Raw genomic sequence first — 14,708 nt, forward strand, 5'->3', positions numbered from 1 at the left:
CCGGCCGTCACACGGCCACGGCGCCCGGTCCGTCTTCGGGCCGCCGCACGCGGAACCATGCCGCGTACAGCGCCGGCAGGAACAGCAGCGTCAGCACCGTGGCGATGATCAGCCCGCCCATGATGGCCACCGCCATCGGCCCCCAGAACATCGAGCGCGACAGCGGGATCATCGCCAGCACGGCCGCGGCTGCCGTCAGGATGATCGGGCGGAAGCGGCGCACCGCGGCTTCGACGATGGCGGTCCATTGCGGCACGCCGGCGCGGATGTCCTGCTCGATCTGGTCGACCAGGATCACCGAGTTGCGAATGATCATGCCCAGCAGCGCGGTGATGCCCAGCTGCGCCACGAAGCCCATCGGCGCACGCAGCAGCAACAGCGTGGCGGCGGCGCCGATCAGCCCGAGCGGCCCGGTCAGGAACACCATGGCCGCGCGCGAGAAGCTGTGGAGCTGCAGCATCAGCAGCGTGAAGATGATGAAGATGCACAGCGGCAGCTGCGCCGCGATCGAGGCCCCGGCCTTGCCGCTTTCCTCTTCCGCGCCGGCCACGGTGATGCGGTAGCCTGGCGGCAATTGCGCGCGCAGCGCGTCCAGCTTCGGGTTGATCTGCGCGGTGACGGTCGGGCCCTGGATGCCGTCGACCACGTCGGCCTGCACGGTCACGCCGAAGTCGCGGTTCTCGCGCCAGACCACGCCAGGCTCGGAGCGCAGCGTCACGCGTGCCACCTGCGTCAGCGGCACCACGCGGCCGGTGTTGGTCGGCACCAGCATGTTGTTCAGGTCCGAGATTGCGTCGCGCTCGTTGCGCGGCGTGCGCATCAGGATGTCGATCAGCTTGTCGCCGTCGCGGTATTGCCCCACCGGCACGCCGCTCAGCACCGTCTGCGTGACGCGGGCGATGGCCTGGGTGGTGACGCCCAGCGCGCGCGCCTTGTCCTGGTCGATTTCCAGGCGCAGCATCTTGACGTTCTCGTTCCAGTTGTCGTTGACGCCGACGGTGTTGGGGTTGGCGCGCATCTCGGCCTTGACCTGGTCGGCCAACCGGCGCACCGCGGCGGCGTCCGGGCCGATCACGCGGAACTGCACCGGATAGGCCACCGGCGGCCCGTTGGGCAGCAGCTTGACGCGTCCGCGCAGGTACGGGAACTCGGCATCGAGCAGCTGGATGACGCGGCGGCGCAGCGCGTCGCGCACTTCGGTGCTGGCCGGCATCACGATCACCTGCGCCACGTTGGTCTGCGGGAAGATCTGGTCCAGCGGCAGGTAGAAGCGCGGCGCGCCGGTGCCGACGAAGGTGGTCAGACTGGCGACGTCGCGGTCCTTGCCGATCCGTTGCTCGAAGCGCCTGGCTTCGGCCTCCATCTGCGCGAAGCTGGTGCCCTCCGGCATCCACAACTCCACCATCAGTTCCGGGCGGCTGGAATCCGGGAAGAACTGCTTTTCGACGAACTTGAAGGCGTAGATGCCCAGCGCGAACGCCACCAGCGTGATCGCGATCACCAGCTTGCGCCAGGTAACGCACCAGTCCACCAGCCGGCGGAAGCGCGCGTAGAACGGCGTGTCGAAGACCTCGTGGGCCTCGCCCGCGCCCGCGCCGCGGGTCTTGAGCAGCAGGTACCCCAGGTAGGGCGTGAAGTAGACCGCCGCCAGCCACGACAGCACCAGCGCCAGCGCCGTCACCGCGAAGATGGCGAAGGTGTACTCGCCCACCGTCGAACGTGCCAGCCCTACCGGCAGGAAGCCGGCCGCGGTGATCAGCGTGCCGGTCAGCATCGGCATCGCGGTCGAGGTATAGGCAAAGGTGGCGGCCTCCATCTTGGAGAAGCCCTCTTCCAGCTTGCGCACCATCATCTCGACCGCGATGATGGCGTCGTCGACCAGCAGCCCCAGCGCCACGATCAGCGCGCCCAGCGAGATCTTGTGCAGGCCGATGCCGAAGATGTTCATGAACAGGAACGTCACCGCCAGCACCAGCGGAATGGTCAGCGCCACCACCAGGCCGGGACGCACATCGAGCCGCAGCGGCCTCGTGTGCAGGCCGAGCGAGACAAAGCTCACCGCCAGCACGATCACCACCGCCTCGATCAGCACCCGCACGAACTCGCCGACCGAGCGCTGCACCGCCTCGGGCTGGTCCTGCACCTGGTCCATCTCGATGCCCACCGGGAGCTGGCCGCGCAGCCGCTCGAAGGCGCTGCGCAGGTTCTTGCCAAGCTCGATGATGTCGCCGCCCTTCTGCATCGAGATGCCAAGCCCGATCACATCCTTGCCGTTGAAGCGCATGCGCTGCTGGGTGGGATCGACATAGCCGCGGTAGACGTGGGCGATGTCGCCCAGGCGGATATTGGCGATGCCGTTGGGCCCGCGCAGCACCAGGTTCTCCAGGTCCGCCACGCTGGCAAACTGGCCCGACAGGCGCACCTGCAGGTTATCGCTCGGCGTCACCAGCACGCCGCTGCCGGTCAAATTGTTCTGCTGCGAGATCTGGTCGGCGATGGCGTTGATGTCCAGGCCCAGCTGGGCAAAGCGCGCCTGGTTGAATTCGATGTAGACCTTCTCGTCCTGCAGCCCGATCAGCGAGACCTTGGCCACCGACGGCACCCGCAGCAGTTCCTGGCGCACCAGGTCGGCATATTCGCGCAACTCCTTGTAATTGAAGCCATCGGCCGAGAGCGCGTAGATGGTGCCGTAGACGTCGCCGAACTCGTCGTTGAAGAACGGCCCGCGCACGCCGGCCGGCAAGGTCTGCTGGATGTCGCCGATCTTCTTGCGCACGGTGTACCAGACCTGCGCGGTCTCCTTGGCCGGCGAAGTGTCCTTGAGCTGGAAGATCACCGTGGTCTCGCCGGGCTTGGAAAAGCTGCGGATCTTGTCCGCATAGGGCACTTCCTGCAGCTGGCGCTCTATCTTGTCAGTGACCTGGACCGCGATCTGCTCGGCGGTGGCGCCGGGCCAGAAGGCCTGCACCACCATCACGCGGAAGGTAAACGGCGGGTCCTCGTCCTGGCCCAGCTGGAAAAACGCCAGCAGGCCGCCGAGCAGCAGCACCACCAGCAGGTAACGGGTCAGCGGCTGGTGTTCCAGCGCCCAGCGTGACAGGTTGAAGCGGGAATGGTCCATCCGCTCACCCCTGCTTCGGGGTGGCGGCCGCCGCCGATGCCGGCGCGACCGTCTGCAGCGGTCGCACCTTCTGCCCCGGGCGCAGCAGGTGCACGCCGGCGGTAACGATGGTCTGGCCCGGCGCCAGGCCCTGGCGAACCTCAATCTCATTGCCGAAGGCTTCGCCCAACGTCACGGCCACCGGCTTGACCGTGCCCGACGCGGCATCGTAGATCCAGACCATGTCGCGGCCCTGCTCCTGCAGCAGCGCGGTCAGCGGCACGCGCAGCGCCGGCGCGGCGCCGTTGCGAACGAAGGTCACCACCGCGGTCATGCCCAGCTTGAGGTCGGCGGGCGGATTGGGCACGCTTACGCGGGTGGCGTAGGTACGCGTGACCGGGTCGGCCGCGGCGGCGATCTCGCGCACGCGGCCGGGCAGCGCGCGCTGCGGCTCGGCCCAGGTATGGACGGTCACCTCGGTCAGCCCGCGCAGCAGGCCGACCTGGTCCTCGGGCAGGCCGATCGCGACTTCCTTCTCGGCGGTCTGCGCCACCCGCACCACCGGCTGGCCAGGGGTGACCACCTGGCCCACCTCGGCGTCGATGGCGGTGACCACGCCGTCGGCGTCGGCATGCAGCACGGCATAGGCGGTCTGGTTGGACTGGCTACGCAGCCCGGCCTGGGCCTGGCGCAGCCGCGCTTCAGCGGCGTCGAAGCTGGCCTGGCGCCGGTGCTGCTCGGCGGCGCTGATAAAGCCCTTGGCGAACAGGTCGTTGTAGCGCTTCAGGTCGGCCGCGGCGAGGTCGCGGTCGGTGCGGGCGGCCTCGAACTGCGCGCGCGAGCCGGCTTCGGCCAGCGACAGGTCGGCCGGGTCCAGCCGTGCCAGCGGCTGGCCCTTGCTGACCACGGCGCCGACATCCACCAGCCGCGCGGCGATCTTGCCGCCGACGCGGAAACCCAGCCGCGACTCCACGCGCGGGCGCACGTCGCCGGAAAACTCGAAGGCGGTCTTGCCGCTGTGCGGGCTGAGCTGCATCATGCGCACCGGGCGGATCTCCGGCGCGCGTTCGGGTGCCTTGCCGCAGCCGACCAGGACCAGCGCGCCGGCCAGCGACAGCGCCGCCACGGCCGTGCGGCGGCCGGGACGCCTGGCCTGCCGGTGCGGCGCGGTGACGACGGGGGTGACTGGACTATCTGCAGCCGCAACTTCCGGCACTTGGCAAAGCACTGGCATCGGTAGGCAACGATTCGGAATGGGTACAACTGCTGGGCGGGCCGCGCTCCACCATGGTTCACGCCGCCCGATCGGGCTGGCAGGGGTGGGCAGCCTGACGGTGGGCGGCGGATGGCCGGACGCCGGCTCGGGCGCTAAATAACTTGCCGGTCAGTAATATAACGACGGCTCCGGGGTGCGTCAAACGGCAGGCGACGAAACGTCTGGAAGGAAGCTTCAGCGGTGCTGCGGGGCGGCGAACTGCGCCGGATGCGCCCGGGTCAGCCCGGCCGCGATGCTACAATCCGGCGCGCCGCGACGCGGCTGCCCCCATCGGCCTGGCACCCCCGCTTGTCTGCGATTTACCGCGGTTTTCCGCGGTTTCCACATTTCTTCGACCCGAGACCGGCGTGACGCCCGATCAGTATTGCCAAGAGAAAGTCGCCCAAAGCGGCTCGAGCTTCTATTACAGCTTCCTGTTCCTGCCGGCCGAGCGCCGCCGCGCGATCACCGCGCTGTACGCCTGGTGCCGCGAAGTCGACGACGTGGTCGACGACAGCCATGACGCCGGCCTGGCGCACCAGCAGCTCGACTGGTGGCGTGCCGAGTTACGCCGCCTGTTCGACGGCGCGCCGACCCACCCCACCACCCAGGCCCTGCAGCCGCATGTCGCCAGCGCCGGCCTGAGCCAGGCCGAGATGGCCGAGGTGCTGGAGGGCATGGAAATGGACCTGACCCAGACCCGCTACCTGGACGAGGCCGGCCTGGCGCGCTACTGCCATTGCGTGGCCGGGGTGGTCGGCACGCTGAGCGCGCGCCTGTTCGGCTACACCGATCCGCAGACGCTGGTGTTCGCCGAAAAGCTCGGCCAGTCGCTGCAGCTGGTCAATATCCTGCGCGATGTCGGCGAGGACGCCCGGCGCGGGCGCATCTACCTGCCGGTCAATACCTTGCAGCAGTTCCAGGTGCCGGCCTCCGAGATCCTGAAGGGCGAGCATTCCGGTCGCTTTGTCGCGCTGATGCAGTACCACGCCGGCCGGGCCCGCGCGCTGTACCATGAGGCGCTGGCGCTGCTGCCGCGGCAGGACCGTCGCGCCCAGCGCGCCGGCCTGCTGATGGGCGCGATCTACCACGCGCTGCTCGACGAACTCGAAGCCAGCCAGTTCCAGGTGCTGAACCAGCGCATTGCGCTGACGCCGCTGCGCAAGTTGTGGATTGCCTGGAAGACCTGGGTGCGCAACAGCTAGCGCGCGGACTACGCCGCCTTTTCCGACCACCTGTCCCAAGCCGTACCGCCATGACGCAGACCTCCGCCTCCCTCGGCGACACCATCCTCGCCCATGCCGACGAACTCGCCCGTTTCTCCGACATGGAGGGCGGCCTGACCTGCGCCTACCTGACGCCCGCCCACCGCTCTGCGCAGACCCTGCTGGCGCAGTGGATGGAAGCGGCCGGCATGCAGGTGCGCATCGATGCCATCGGCAATGTGATCGGCCGCTATGCCGCCGATACCGCGGTCGGCGACGCGCGCGTGCTGCTGACCGGCTCGCATTTCGACACCGTGCGCAATGGCGGGCGCTATGACGGCCGGCTTGGCATCCTGCTGCCGATCGCCGTGCTCGGCGCGCTCAACCGCGCCGGCATCCGCCTGCCCTATCACGTCGACGTGGTGGCCTTCGCCGAGGAAGAAGGATTGCGCTTCAAGACCAGCTTCCTGGCCAGCAGCGTGCTGGCCGGCCGCTTCGACGCCGCACTGCTCGAACGCCAGGACGCGGACGGCATCACCTTGCGCGAGGCGCTGGCCGCATCCGGCCTGCCGGGCGCCGGCGAGCTGCAGGCGCTGCGCGACGCGGCGCTCGATCCGGCCTCGCTGCTGGGCTTTGTCGAAGTGCATATCGAACAGGGTCCGGTGCTGCTGCACCATGAGCTGCCGTTGGGCGTGGTCACGCAGATTGCCGGCAGCAGCCGTTTCTCGGTGCGCGTCGAAGGCCTGGCCAGCCACGCCGGCACCACGCCGATGGGCATGCGCCGCGACGCCGCGGCGGGCGCGGCCGAGATGATCCTGCTGGTGGAGCAGCGCTGCGCGGCGGCGCCGACGCTGGTCGGCACCGTGGGCCAGTTGCAGGTGCCGGGCGGCTCGAGCAATGTCATCCCCGCGGCCTGCACCTTCTCGATGGACATTCGCGCCGGCGAGGACGTCATCCGCGAAGCCGCCATCGCGGATATCGTCGCCGGCATCGCGCAGATTGCCGAACGCCGCGGCCTGAGCGCGCAGGTGGAGCGCGTGCCGCCGGTCAACAACGCGCCATGCGCGCGCTGGCTGATGGATCAGTTCGGGGCGGTGCTGAAGAAGCGCGGGCTGCAGGCGTTCGAGCTGCCTTCCGGCGCCGGCCATGACGCCATGATGATGCAGCGGGTCACCGACGTGGCGATGCTGTTCGTGCGCTGCGGTAACGGCGGCATCAGCCACAACCCGCTGGAGACCATCACCGCCGAGGATGCGCAGCTGGCCGCCGAGGTCTTCGTGGATTTCCTGCGCCACTTCCAGCCGCGCGGCTAGCCGCCCTGGTAGATGTCGCGTCCGAAGTCGTAGAGATTCTTGCGCAGCCGGCGGCGTTCGTCCGGCGACAGCCGCGAGCCGCCGCGTTCCTCGCCGCGCCGGCGCTCGGCCTCGTGCTGTTCGGCGCGATGGCGCTCGGCACGGGTGCGCGCTTCGCGCTGGCTGTTGCTCGGGTCGCTCGCCTGCGCCGACGGATAACGCTTGAGCAAGTTGGCCATACCCGCCGATTGCGCCAGTGCCGTCCCGCCCGGCATGCACAGCGCCAGCACGGTCAGCGCCAGCGCAAGGCATGCGCCGGCGATACCATGCTGCGGATGTCCGTGCCGGGTTCGGTTCACTTTCATTGATAATGGCGGTCTAGGCTTCGCGAAAAGCAGTGGTTGGACTGCCCTGAAGCCGGGAATTCCGTACCCCGTCCGGCACCGCGCCCTCTGCAAGCATTGCGCCAGCGAGCGCTGGACGGGCTGGCGGAAGCCGTGGATCGTCCGGCGAAAATGCGTGGAAAACTGCCGCGCACGGCGCCGAAATGGACGGATTGCGCAGTGTAATCGCACGATTGATGCACACTGCCATACCACGGGGTAAAGTATGTAACGTTTTGTTAAGCCATTTTGAGCGAAAGCGATAGTCGCTAAGATACCGCCATGGAAAATACCAGCCACAAGATTCTTGTCGTCGACGATGACCCGCGTCTGCGCGATCTGCTGCGCCGCTATCTGGGCGAACAGGGTTTTACCGTGCTGGTGGCGGAGAACGCCACCGCGATGAACAAGCTCTGGCTGCGCGAGCGTTTCGACCTGCTGGTGCTGGACCTGATGATGCCCGGCGAAGACGGCCTGTCGATCTGCCGCCGGCTGCGCGGCGCCAATGACCAGACCCCGATCATCATGCTCACCGCCAAGGGCGAGGACGTGGACCGTATCGTGGGCCTCGAGATGGGCGCCGACGATTACCTGCCCAAGCCGTTCAACCCGCGCGAGCTGATCGCGCGCATCCACGCGGTGCTGCGCCGCAAGGGCCCGGCCGAAGTGCCCGGCGCCCCGTCGGAAACGCCCGAGACCTTTGCCTTCGGCGACTTCGTGCTGAACCTGGCCACGCGCACGCTGACCAAGAACGACGAAGAAATCACGCTGACCACCGGCGAGTTCTCGGTGCTGAAGGTGTTCGCGCGCCATCCGCGCCAGCCGCTGTCGCGCGAGAAGCTGATGGAAATGGCGCGCGGCCGCGAATACGAAGTGTTCGACCGCAGCCTGGACGTGCAGATTTCGCGCCTGCGCAAGCTGATCGAGCCGGACCCCAGCAACCCCCGTTTCATCCAGACGGTATGGGGCCTGGGCTACGTCTTCATTCCCGATGGCGTGAAATAACCGATTGCGGCCGCTGTTCCTATCGTGGCGACCGTAATCGGCCGTACCGCAACGCGGTTCTTTGGTTCGCTGTTCTGGCGGACCTTCATGCTGATCGCCCTGCTGCTGGCCATCTCGCTGGGCATCTGGTTCCAGAGCTACCGGCTGTTCGAACGCGCCCCGCGCGCGCAGCAGATCGCCATGCAGGTGGTCAGCGTGGTCAAGCTCACGCGCGCCGCACTACTCTATTCCGATCCCGCGCGGCGCCGCTTCCTGCTGCTGGACCTGGTGCAGAACGAAGGCATCAAGGTCTATCCGCGCGAGAAGGACGACGACTTCGCCGCGCCCACCGCCAACCCGTTCCTGACCTCGCTGGTGCAGCAGGAGATCCGCAGCCGCCTGGGCGAGGACACCGTGCTGGCCACCACCGTCAACGACATCCCCGGCGTGTGGGTCAGCTTCGAGATCGAAGGCGATGACTACTGGGTGGCGATCAGCCCGGAACGCTTCGAGCGCGTGCCCGGCATCCAGTGGCTGTGGTGGAGTATCGCCGCGCTGCTGCTGTCGATCATCGGCGCGGCCTTTATCACCGCGCGCGTCAACTACCCGCTCAAGCGGCTCGCCAACGCCGCGCGCGCCATCGGCGCCGGCGGCGACCCGCCGCCGCTGCCCGAGCATGGCGCCAGCGAAGTAGCGCTGGCCAACCACAGCTTCAACCAGATGGTGCGCGACCTGCGCCAGCTCGACGACGACCGCGTGGTGATGCTGGCCGGCATCTCGCATGACCTGCGCACGCCGCTGACGCGGCTGCGGCTGGAAACCGAGATGTCGCCGATGGACGGCACCACGCGCGACGCCATGATCGCCGACATCGAGCAGATGGACGCCATCATCGGCCAGTTCCTTAACTACGCGCGCCCGCCGCTCGAGACGGTCGAGCCGGTCGACCTGTCGGCGCTGGTGCACGATGCCGTCGGCGTCTATGCCGCCCACGACGACGTGCGCGTGCATGTGCGCGCCAACGAGCCGGTGATGGCGGTCGCCAACCGCATGGAGGTGCAGCGCATCCTCGACAACCTGGTCGAGAACGCGCGCCGCTATGCCAAGGACGAGCAGACCGGCATGGCGGTGGTGGAAATCTCCACGCGCGTCGACGACAAGGAAGCCGTGCTGACCGTGGCCGACCACGGCAACGGCGTGCCCGACGGCCAGCTGTCGCTGCTGACGCGGCCGTTCTACCGGCTCGACGCCGCGCGCAGCGAGGCCAAGGGCGCGGGGCTGGGCATGTCGATCGTCAACCGCATCATGCAGCGCAACGGCGGCCGGCTGCTGCTGGCCAACCGCGCCGCGCCGGCCACCGGCCTGGTGGTCAGCGCGTGCTTCCGGCGCGCCTGAGCGGCGCACTGACAGGTTTTCGACAGCCGCTGATAGCTTCCTGAAAGGCATTTGACAGGGCAATGACAGCGGCGCGGCGCACACTGGCGCCCGTCATCAGGCCCGCGGCAACTCCCCTCTCACATGGCGCGGCCCGCGCGCCTGGCTGATACCTCCCGACAATCATGCCGCCGGATCGCACCGGCGGTGCCTGAGAGACAGCCATGTCAGAGACCACCGCAGCGTCCGCCGGCTCGCAGCACGGGTTCCGCACCGTGTTCCGCGTCGTCAGCGGCAACTTCCTGGAAATGTACGACTTCATGGTGTACGGCTTCTACGCCGCCGCCATCGCCAGGACCTTCTTCCCGAGCGGCAACGAGTTTGCCTCGCTGATGCTTTCGCTTGCCACCTTTGGCGCTGGCTTCCTGATGCGGCCGCTGGGCGCGATCGTGCTGGGCGCGTATATCGACCACCACGGCCGCCGCAAGGGGCTGATCATGACGCTGGTGCTGATGGCCATGGGCACGCTGCTGATCGCCTGCGTGCCGGGCTATGCCACCATCGGCGTGGCCGCGCCGCTGCTGGTGCTGGCCGGCCGGCTGCTGCAGGGCTTTTCCGCGGGCGTGGAGCTGGGCGGGGTCTCGGTCTACCTGTCCGAGATCGCCAAACCCGGACGCAAGGGCTTCTATGTCGCCTGGCAGTCGGGCAGCCAGCAGGTGGCGGTGATCTTCGCCGGGCTGCTCGGCGTGATCCTGCACGCCACGCTGGCGCCGGCGCAGATGGACGAATGGGGCTGGCGCATCCCGTTCCTGGTCGGTTGCCTGATCGTGCCGTTCCTGTTCCTGATCCGCCGTTCGCTCGAAGAGACCGCGGCCTTCAAGGCGCGCAAGCACCGCCCGGCAATCGGCGAGATCTACCGCTCGATGCTGGACAACTGGCGCATCATCCTGGCCGGCTGCATGATGGTGGTGATGACCACGGTGTCGTTCTACATGATCACCGCATACACGCCGACCTTCGGCAAGACCGTGCTCAGGCTCGACGACACCGACAACCTGATCGTCACCATGTGCGTGGGCCTGTCCAACTTCATCTGGCTGCCGCTGATGGGCGCGCTGTCGGACCGGGTCGGGCGCAAGCCGCTGCTACTGGGCTTCACGGTGGCGACGCTGCTGACCGCGTATCCGGCGGTGTCGTGGCTGGTGGCCGAGCCGTCGTTCGCGCGGCTGCTGATGGTGGAGCTGTGGCTGTCGTTCCTGTACGGCAGCTATAACGGCGCGATGGTGGTGGCGCTGACCGAGATCATGCCGCCCGCGGTGCGCACCACCGGCTTCTCGCTGGCCTACAGCCTGGCGACCGCGCTGTTCGGCGGCTTCACGCCGGCGATCTCGACCTACCTGATCCACGCCACCGGCAACAAGGCGGCGCCCGGGCTGTGGCTGATGTTCGCCGCGCTGTGCGGGCTGGTCGCCACGCTGGTGATCTTCCGCGCGCGCCGCGGCAGCGAGGCGGCGATGCAGGCGGCTTGATTTCCCCGCAACCGTCACCAAGTTGCCATGTGCGGTGTCATCGTGCATGGCATACTGCCCCATCGCATCGGCGGCGCTGGCGCGACGACGCGCCACATGCTTTGCCTATCGGGCCGTTTGAGAATATCAATTAGCCCGGGCCCGGATGATGACGCATAATCACGTTTTATCGCGGTACGCCGCCGCAGCAGCCGTTTCACCGGTCCCACGCCGGGCATGCGGCAGCGGCACCGCTCTCATTGCAACCGTATCAGGAGAAGTCTATGAAGACCGTTGGTGACAAGCTCGAAGCCTTCCACGTCGTCGGTGTCAAGCCGGGTTTCAACAATCACGAAGAGAACGGCCAGTCGGCTTTCGAAGACATCACTGAGAAGTCGTTCGAAGGCAAGTGGAAGATCATCTACTTCTACCCGAAGGACTTCACCTTCGTGTGCCCGACCGAAATCGTGGCCTTCGCCAAGCTGAACGCCGACTTCGCCGACCGGGACGCGATCGTGCTGGGCGGCTCGACCGACAACGAGTTCGTCAAGCTGGCATGGCGCCGCGAACACAAGGATCTGAACAAGCTGAACCAGTGGCAATTCGCCGACGTGACCGGTTCGCTGATCGACCAGCTGGGCGTGCGTGACCACGCCGCCGGCGTTGCCCTGCGCGCGACCTTCATCGTCGACCCGGAAAACACCATCCAACACGTTTCGGTGAACAACCTGAACGTCGGCCGCAACCCGGACGAAGTCCTGCGTATCCTGGACGGCCTGCAAACCGACGAGCTGTGCCCGTGCAACCGTGCGGTTGGTGGCGCCACGCTGTAATTTCTGACCGTCGCCAGACGCCTTGGCGATCCGCGGGGGGCCGCGCCCTCCGCATCGAAACCCGCTTGCGCGGGTTTTTTGAGCCCCGATCGATAGGAGAAATAAATGGAATTCCTCAGCACGATTAAGAATCTTATCCCCGACTACGCCAAGGACATCCGCCTGAACGTCGACGGCACCATCGCCCGTTCCTCGCTGGAAGGCAACGATGCGGTCGGCGTGGCGCTGGCGGCGGCATTCGCGGCGCAGAGCAAGGTGCTGGTGGACGCCATCCGCAACGCGGGCGTGCTGTCGCCCGAGGAAACCAACGGCGCGCTGACCGCGGCCGCGCTGATGGGCATGAACAACACCTGGTACCCGTATGTCGAAATGGCCGACGATCCGGACCTGGCCAGCCAGCCGGCCGGGCTGCGCATGAACGCCTACGCCACCCATGGCGGCGTGGACAAGCGCCGCTTCGAGATGTACGCGCTGGCCGCATCGATCGTGGGCAAGTGCCACTTCTGCGTGAAGTCGCACTACCAGCTGCTGAAGAACGAACAGGGCATGACCGCGCAGCAGCTGCGCGACGTCGGCCGCATTGCCGCGGTGATCGTGGCCGCGGCCAACGTGATTGCTGCCCAGTAAGCGGCCCAGTCAGCGGCCCAGTCAGCGGCCCAGTAAGGCATCCGCGCGCCCCCGCGCCCTCCCTGGCGTCCCGGCAACGGGCGCCGTAGCACAACAGCCGGCAGCTTCCCATCGGAACTTGCCGGCTGTTCCCATCCTGCAACCCTCACGGTCCCGCCCTGCGCAGGCGCGGCGATCCGCCTACAATCCAGGCAGGATACGCACTTTCAGCCTGCCATGACCCTGCCTTCACCGACTTCCCCCCGCTTCCATTACCGCCTGGCGGCGGTGCATGACTGGGGCGATATCGCCGCCGTCACGCAACAGGCCTACGGGCAATACGAGCTGGCCATCATGGAAGATTGCCGTGCGTCGTTCCAGCGCGGCATGCAGGCCGTGCTGGCGACCAGCCACCCGGACATGGAATGGTGGGTGGCGGAGACCGATCACGGCATCATGGGCGCGGTGCTGTTCTGCCACCCGGGCGCGACACTGCCGGCGCTGGACGGCAGCACCATCACCCTGACCCAGCCCGAGGCACGGCTGCTGTCGGTCAGCCCGCAGGCGCGCGGCCTGGGGCTGGGGCGCACACTGATGCAGATCTGCATCCAGCGCGCGCGCGATATCGGCGCGTCGACGCTGGTGGTGCGCACCATGCCCGAAATGGCGTCGGCCAACCGGCTGTGCCAGCAGATGGGCTTCACCAAGCGCACCGAGGCCGGCGCGCGCAGCGGCGCGATGGCGCGGCTGATCGACTACACCTACGCTATCCCCCCCGAAGACACCGCGGCGGACAAGCCGCGCGCCTGAACTCAGTCCTGCGCGTCCGCCACCGAGGCGCGCCAGAGCAACACCGCGGCCTGCGCCACGATGCCTTCCTGGCGCCCCTCGAAGCCCAGCTTTTCGTTGGTCTTGGCCTTGACGTTGCAGCGCCCGCGCGCGATCGCCAGGTCTTCGGCGAGGTTGGCCACCATGGCCCCGATATGCGGCGCCAGCTTGGGCGCCTGCGCGATCACGGTGGCATCGACGTTGCCGATCTCATAGCCGGCCTCGCGCACGCGGCGCGCCGCCTCGCGCAGCAGCGCGCGGCTGTCGGCGCCGGCGAACTGTGCGTCGGTGTCGGGGAAATGGCGGCCGATATCGCCCAGCGCGGCGGCGCCGAAGAGCGCGTCGGTCACCGCGTGCAGCAGCGCATCGGCATCGGAATGGCCCAGCAGGCCACGGTCGTGCGGGATCTCGACCCCGCCCAGGATCAGCTTGCGGCCGGGCACCAGCGCGTGGACGTCATAGCCCTGTCCCACCCGGATATCGAAAGGCATCATGCGGTCATGCTCCTTTGGCGTGGTTGCCCAGCAGCACTTCGGCCAGCGCGAAGTCCTCCGGGTAGGTCACCTTGAAATTGCGCAGCGAGCCGTTGACCAGCCGCGGATGCAGGCCCAGGCGCTCGATCGCGCTGGCCTCGTCGGTCACCACCGCGCCGGCCGCCATGGCGTCCTGCAGCGCCTGGCGCAGCACGCCGAGACGGAACATCTGTGGCGTCTGCGCCTGCCACAGCCCTTCGCGCGGCACCGTGGCGCCGATGCGGGCATCGTCCTGGGCGCGCTTCAGCGTGTCGGGCACCGGCACGGCCAGGATGCCGCCGATGGCGGCGTCGGGATCGTCGTCGCCGTCGCTTTCCACCGCGCGCACCAGCGCGTGGACCATGGCCGGGGTCAGGCCCGGGCGCGCGGCATCGTGCACCAGCACCCAGTCGGCGTCGGTCGCGCCCAGTTGCGCCAGGTGGTGCAGGCCCGCCAGCACCGACGCATGGCGGCTGTCGCCGCCGACAAAGGCGGTATCGAAGCGCAGCCCGGCAAAAGCGGCCGCGCCGAAGCGCGATTCCAGCGGCATGTCGTCGGGCGCCAGCACCAGTGCGGTGGCGTTGATGGCGTCGCACGCCGAGAACGCCGCCAGCGCGTACCAGATCATCGGCCGGCCGGCCACGGTCTGGTACTGCTTGGGCACGGCACCGCCGGCGCGGCTGCCGGTACCGGCACAGGGAATCAGGGCAAAGCGGCGAGCGGACACAGGATCGGCGTGGAGTAAAAAGAAGTGCGGGACTGCCGGCCGGCCCGGCCAATGGTGCGGCACCACGGGGCGGCAGCGGGACAACCGGTGCGCATTCTATA

13 protein-coding genes are annotated in these 14,708 nt (G+C 68.1%); 8 read left to right on the top strand and 5 right to left on the bottom strand.

The genetic code is table 11. The features are described from left to right. Positions 1-7: 7 nt before the first annotated feature. Both MKD50_RS25440 and MKD50_RS25445 read right to left on the bottom strand, forming a co-directional pair. Entirely contained in the window at positions 8-3,121 is a 3,114-nt protein-coding gene (locus tag MKD50_RS25440) for an efflux RND transporter permease subunit (RefSeq protein ID WP_240074348.1), read from the bottom strand. 4 nt (positions 3,122-3,125) lie between these two features. Continuing rightward, positions 3,126-4,334, bottom strand: a complete 1,209-nt coding sequence (locus MKD50_RS25445; RefSeq protein WP_252669220.1) for an efflux RND transporter periplasmic adaptor subunit — start codon at positions 4,332-4,334, stop codon at positions 3,126-3,128. A gap of 389 nt (positions 4,335-4,723) precedes the next feature. On the opposite strand from MKD50_RS25445, the gene hpnD reads away from it, so the two are divergent. After that, on the top strand, positions 4,724-5,560 hold the full coding sequence (hpnD, locus tag MKD50_RS25450) for a presqualene diphosphate synthase HpnD (protein ID WP_115706720.1): 837 nt from the start codon (positions 4,724-4,726) through the stop codon (positions 5,558-5,560). Positions 5,561-5,610: 50 nt separating this feature from the next. Continuing rightward, positions 5,611-6,873: a Zn-dependent hydrolase gene (locus MKD50_RS25455; protein ID WP_252669248.1), complete on the top strand. Its 1,263-nt coding sequence runs from the start codon at positions 5,611-5,613 to the stop codon at positions 6,871-6,873. Here the strand turns inward: MKD50_RS25455 and MKD50_RS25460 are convergent. Continuing rightward, positions 6,870-7,217, bottom strand: coding sequence for a hypothetical protein (locus tag MKD50_RS25460; protein ID WP_252669221.1), 348 nt, complete (start codon positions 7,215-7,217; stop codon positions 6,870-6,872). The genes MKD50_RS25455 and MKD50_RS25460 overlap by 4 nt on opposite strands. Positions 7,218-7,517: 300 nt before the next feature. Here MKD50_RS25460 and ompR point away from each other — a divergent pair, with 300 nt between their 5' ends. The 6 genes from ompR to MKD50_RS25490 all read left to right on the top strand — a co-directional run bounded on the left by ompR (position 7,518) and on the right by MKD50_RS25490 (position 13,350). Further along, complete coding sequence (gene ompR, locus MKD50_RS25465) at positions 7,518-8,240, top strand: osmolarity response regulator transcription factor OmpR (protein ID WP_010810107.1); 723 nt, start codon at positions 7,518-7,520, stop codon at positions 8,238-8,240. Positions 8,241-8,264: 24 nt separating this feature from the next. Beyond that, on the top strand, positions 8,265-9,614 hold the full coding sequence (locus tag MKD50_RS25470; RefSeq protein ID WP_018004459.1) for an ATP-binding protein: 1,350 nt from the start codon (positions 8,265-8,267) through the stop codon (positions 9,612-9,614). Between the two features lie 203 nt (positions 9,615-9,817). After that, positions 9,818-11,122, top strand: a complete 1,305-nt coding sequence (locus MKD50_RS25475; protein WP_252669222.1) for an MFS transporter — start codon at positions 9,818-9,820, stop codon at positions 11,120-11,122. Between the two features lie 263 nt (positions 11,123-11,385). Beyond that, on the top strand, positions 11,386-11,934 hold the full coding sequence (locus MKD50_RS25480; protein ID WP_018004461.1) for a peroxiredoxin: 549 nt from the start codon (positions 11,386-11,388) through the stop codon (positions 11,932-11,934). Between the two features lie 105 nt (positions 11,935-12,039). After that, on the top strand, positions 12,040-12,561 hold the full coding sequence (locus MKD50_RS25485; RefSeq protein ID WP_010810111.1) for a carboxymuconolactone decarboxylase family protein: 522 nt from the start codon (positions 12,040-12,042) through the stop codon (positions 12,559-12,561). A 216-nt stretch (positions 12,562-12,777) separates the two neighbouring features. After that, on the top strand, positions 12,778-13,350 hold the full coding sequence (locus MKD50_RS25490) for a GNAT family N-acetyltransferase (protein WP_115706716.1): 573 nt from the start codon (positions 12,778-12,780) through the stop codon (positions 13,348-13,350). A 2-nt stretch (positions 13,351-13,352) separates the two neighbouring features. On the opposite strand, the gene ispF is transcribed toward MKD50_RS25490, so the two are convergent. Then, positions 13,353-13,862 carry a 2-C-methyl-D-erythritol 2,4-cyclodiphosphate synthase gene (ispF, locus tag MKD50_RS25495; RefSeq protein ID WP_012352652.1) on the bottom strand — a complete coding sequence of 170 codons (510 nt, stop codon included), beginning with the start codon at positions 13,860-13,862 and terminating at the stop codon, positions 13,353-13,355. Between the two features lie 4 nt (positions 13,863-13,866). Beyond that, complete coding sequence (gene ispD, locus MKD50_RS25500) at positions 13,867-14,607, bottom strand: 2-C-methyl-D-erythritol 4-phosphate cytidylyltransferase (protein ID WP_115706714.1); 741 nt, start codon at positions 14,605-14,607, stop codon at positions 13,867-13,869. Between the last annotated feature and the right edge of the window lie 101 nt (positions 14,608-14,708).

It is taken from the genome of Cupriavidus mimosae, from assembly GCF_023952485.1.
Lineage (GTDB): Bacteria > Pseudomonadota > Gammaproteobacteria > Burkholderiales > Burkholderiaceae > Cupriavidus > Cupriavidus taiwanensis_C.

What these genes read in the sequence shown, in the direction of transcription:
- MKD50_RS25485 (WP_010810111.1), top strand. Translation starts at nt 12,040, where the DNA reads ATGGAATTCCTCAGCACGATTAAGAATCTTATCCCCGACTACGCCAAG.
- MKD50_RS25480 (WP_018004461.1), top strand. Translation starts at nt 11,386, where the DNA reads ATGAAGACCGTTGGTGACAAGCTCGAAGCCTTCCACGTCGTCGGTGTC.
- ispF (WP_012352652.1), bottom strand. Translation starts at nt 13,862, where the DNA reads ATGATGCCTTTCGATATCCGGGTGGGACAGGGCTATGACGTCCACGCG.
- MKD50_RS25475 (WP_252669222.1), top strand. Translation starts at nt 9,818, where the DNA reads ATGTCAGAGACCACCGCAGCGTCCGCCGGCTCGCAGCACGGGTTCCGC.
- MKD50_RS25490 (WP_115706716.1), top strand. Translation starts at nt 12,778, where the DNA reads ATGACCCTGCCTTCACCGACTTCCCCCCGCTTCCATTACCGCCTGGCG.
- MKD50_RS25440 (WP_240074348.1), bottom strand. Translation starts at nt 3,121, where the DNA reads ATGGACCATTCCCGCTTCAACCTGTCACGCTGGGCGCTGGAACACCAG.
- MKD50_RS25445 (WP_252669220.1), bottom strand. Translation starts at nt 4,334, where the DNA reads ATGCCAGTGCTTTGCCAAGTGCCGGAAGTTGCGGCTGCAGATAGTCCA.
- MKD50_RS25455 (WP_252669248.1), top strand. Translation starts at nt 5,611, where the DNA reads ATGACGCAGACCTCCGCCTCCCTCGGCGACACCATCCTCGCCCATGCC.
- MKD50_RS25460 (WP_252669221.1), bottom strand. Translation starts at nt 7,217, where the DNA reads ATGAAAGTGAACCGAACCCGGCACGGACATCCGCAGCATGGTATCGCC.
- ompR (WP_010810107.1), top strand. Translation starts at nt 7,518, where the DNA reads ATGGAAAATACCAGCCACAAGATTCTTGTCGTCGACGATGACCCGCGT.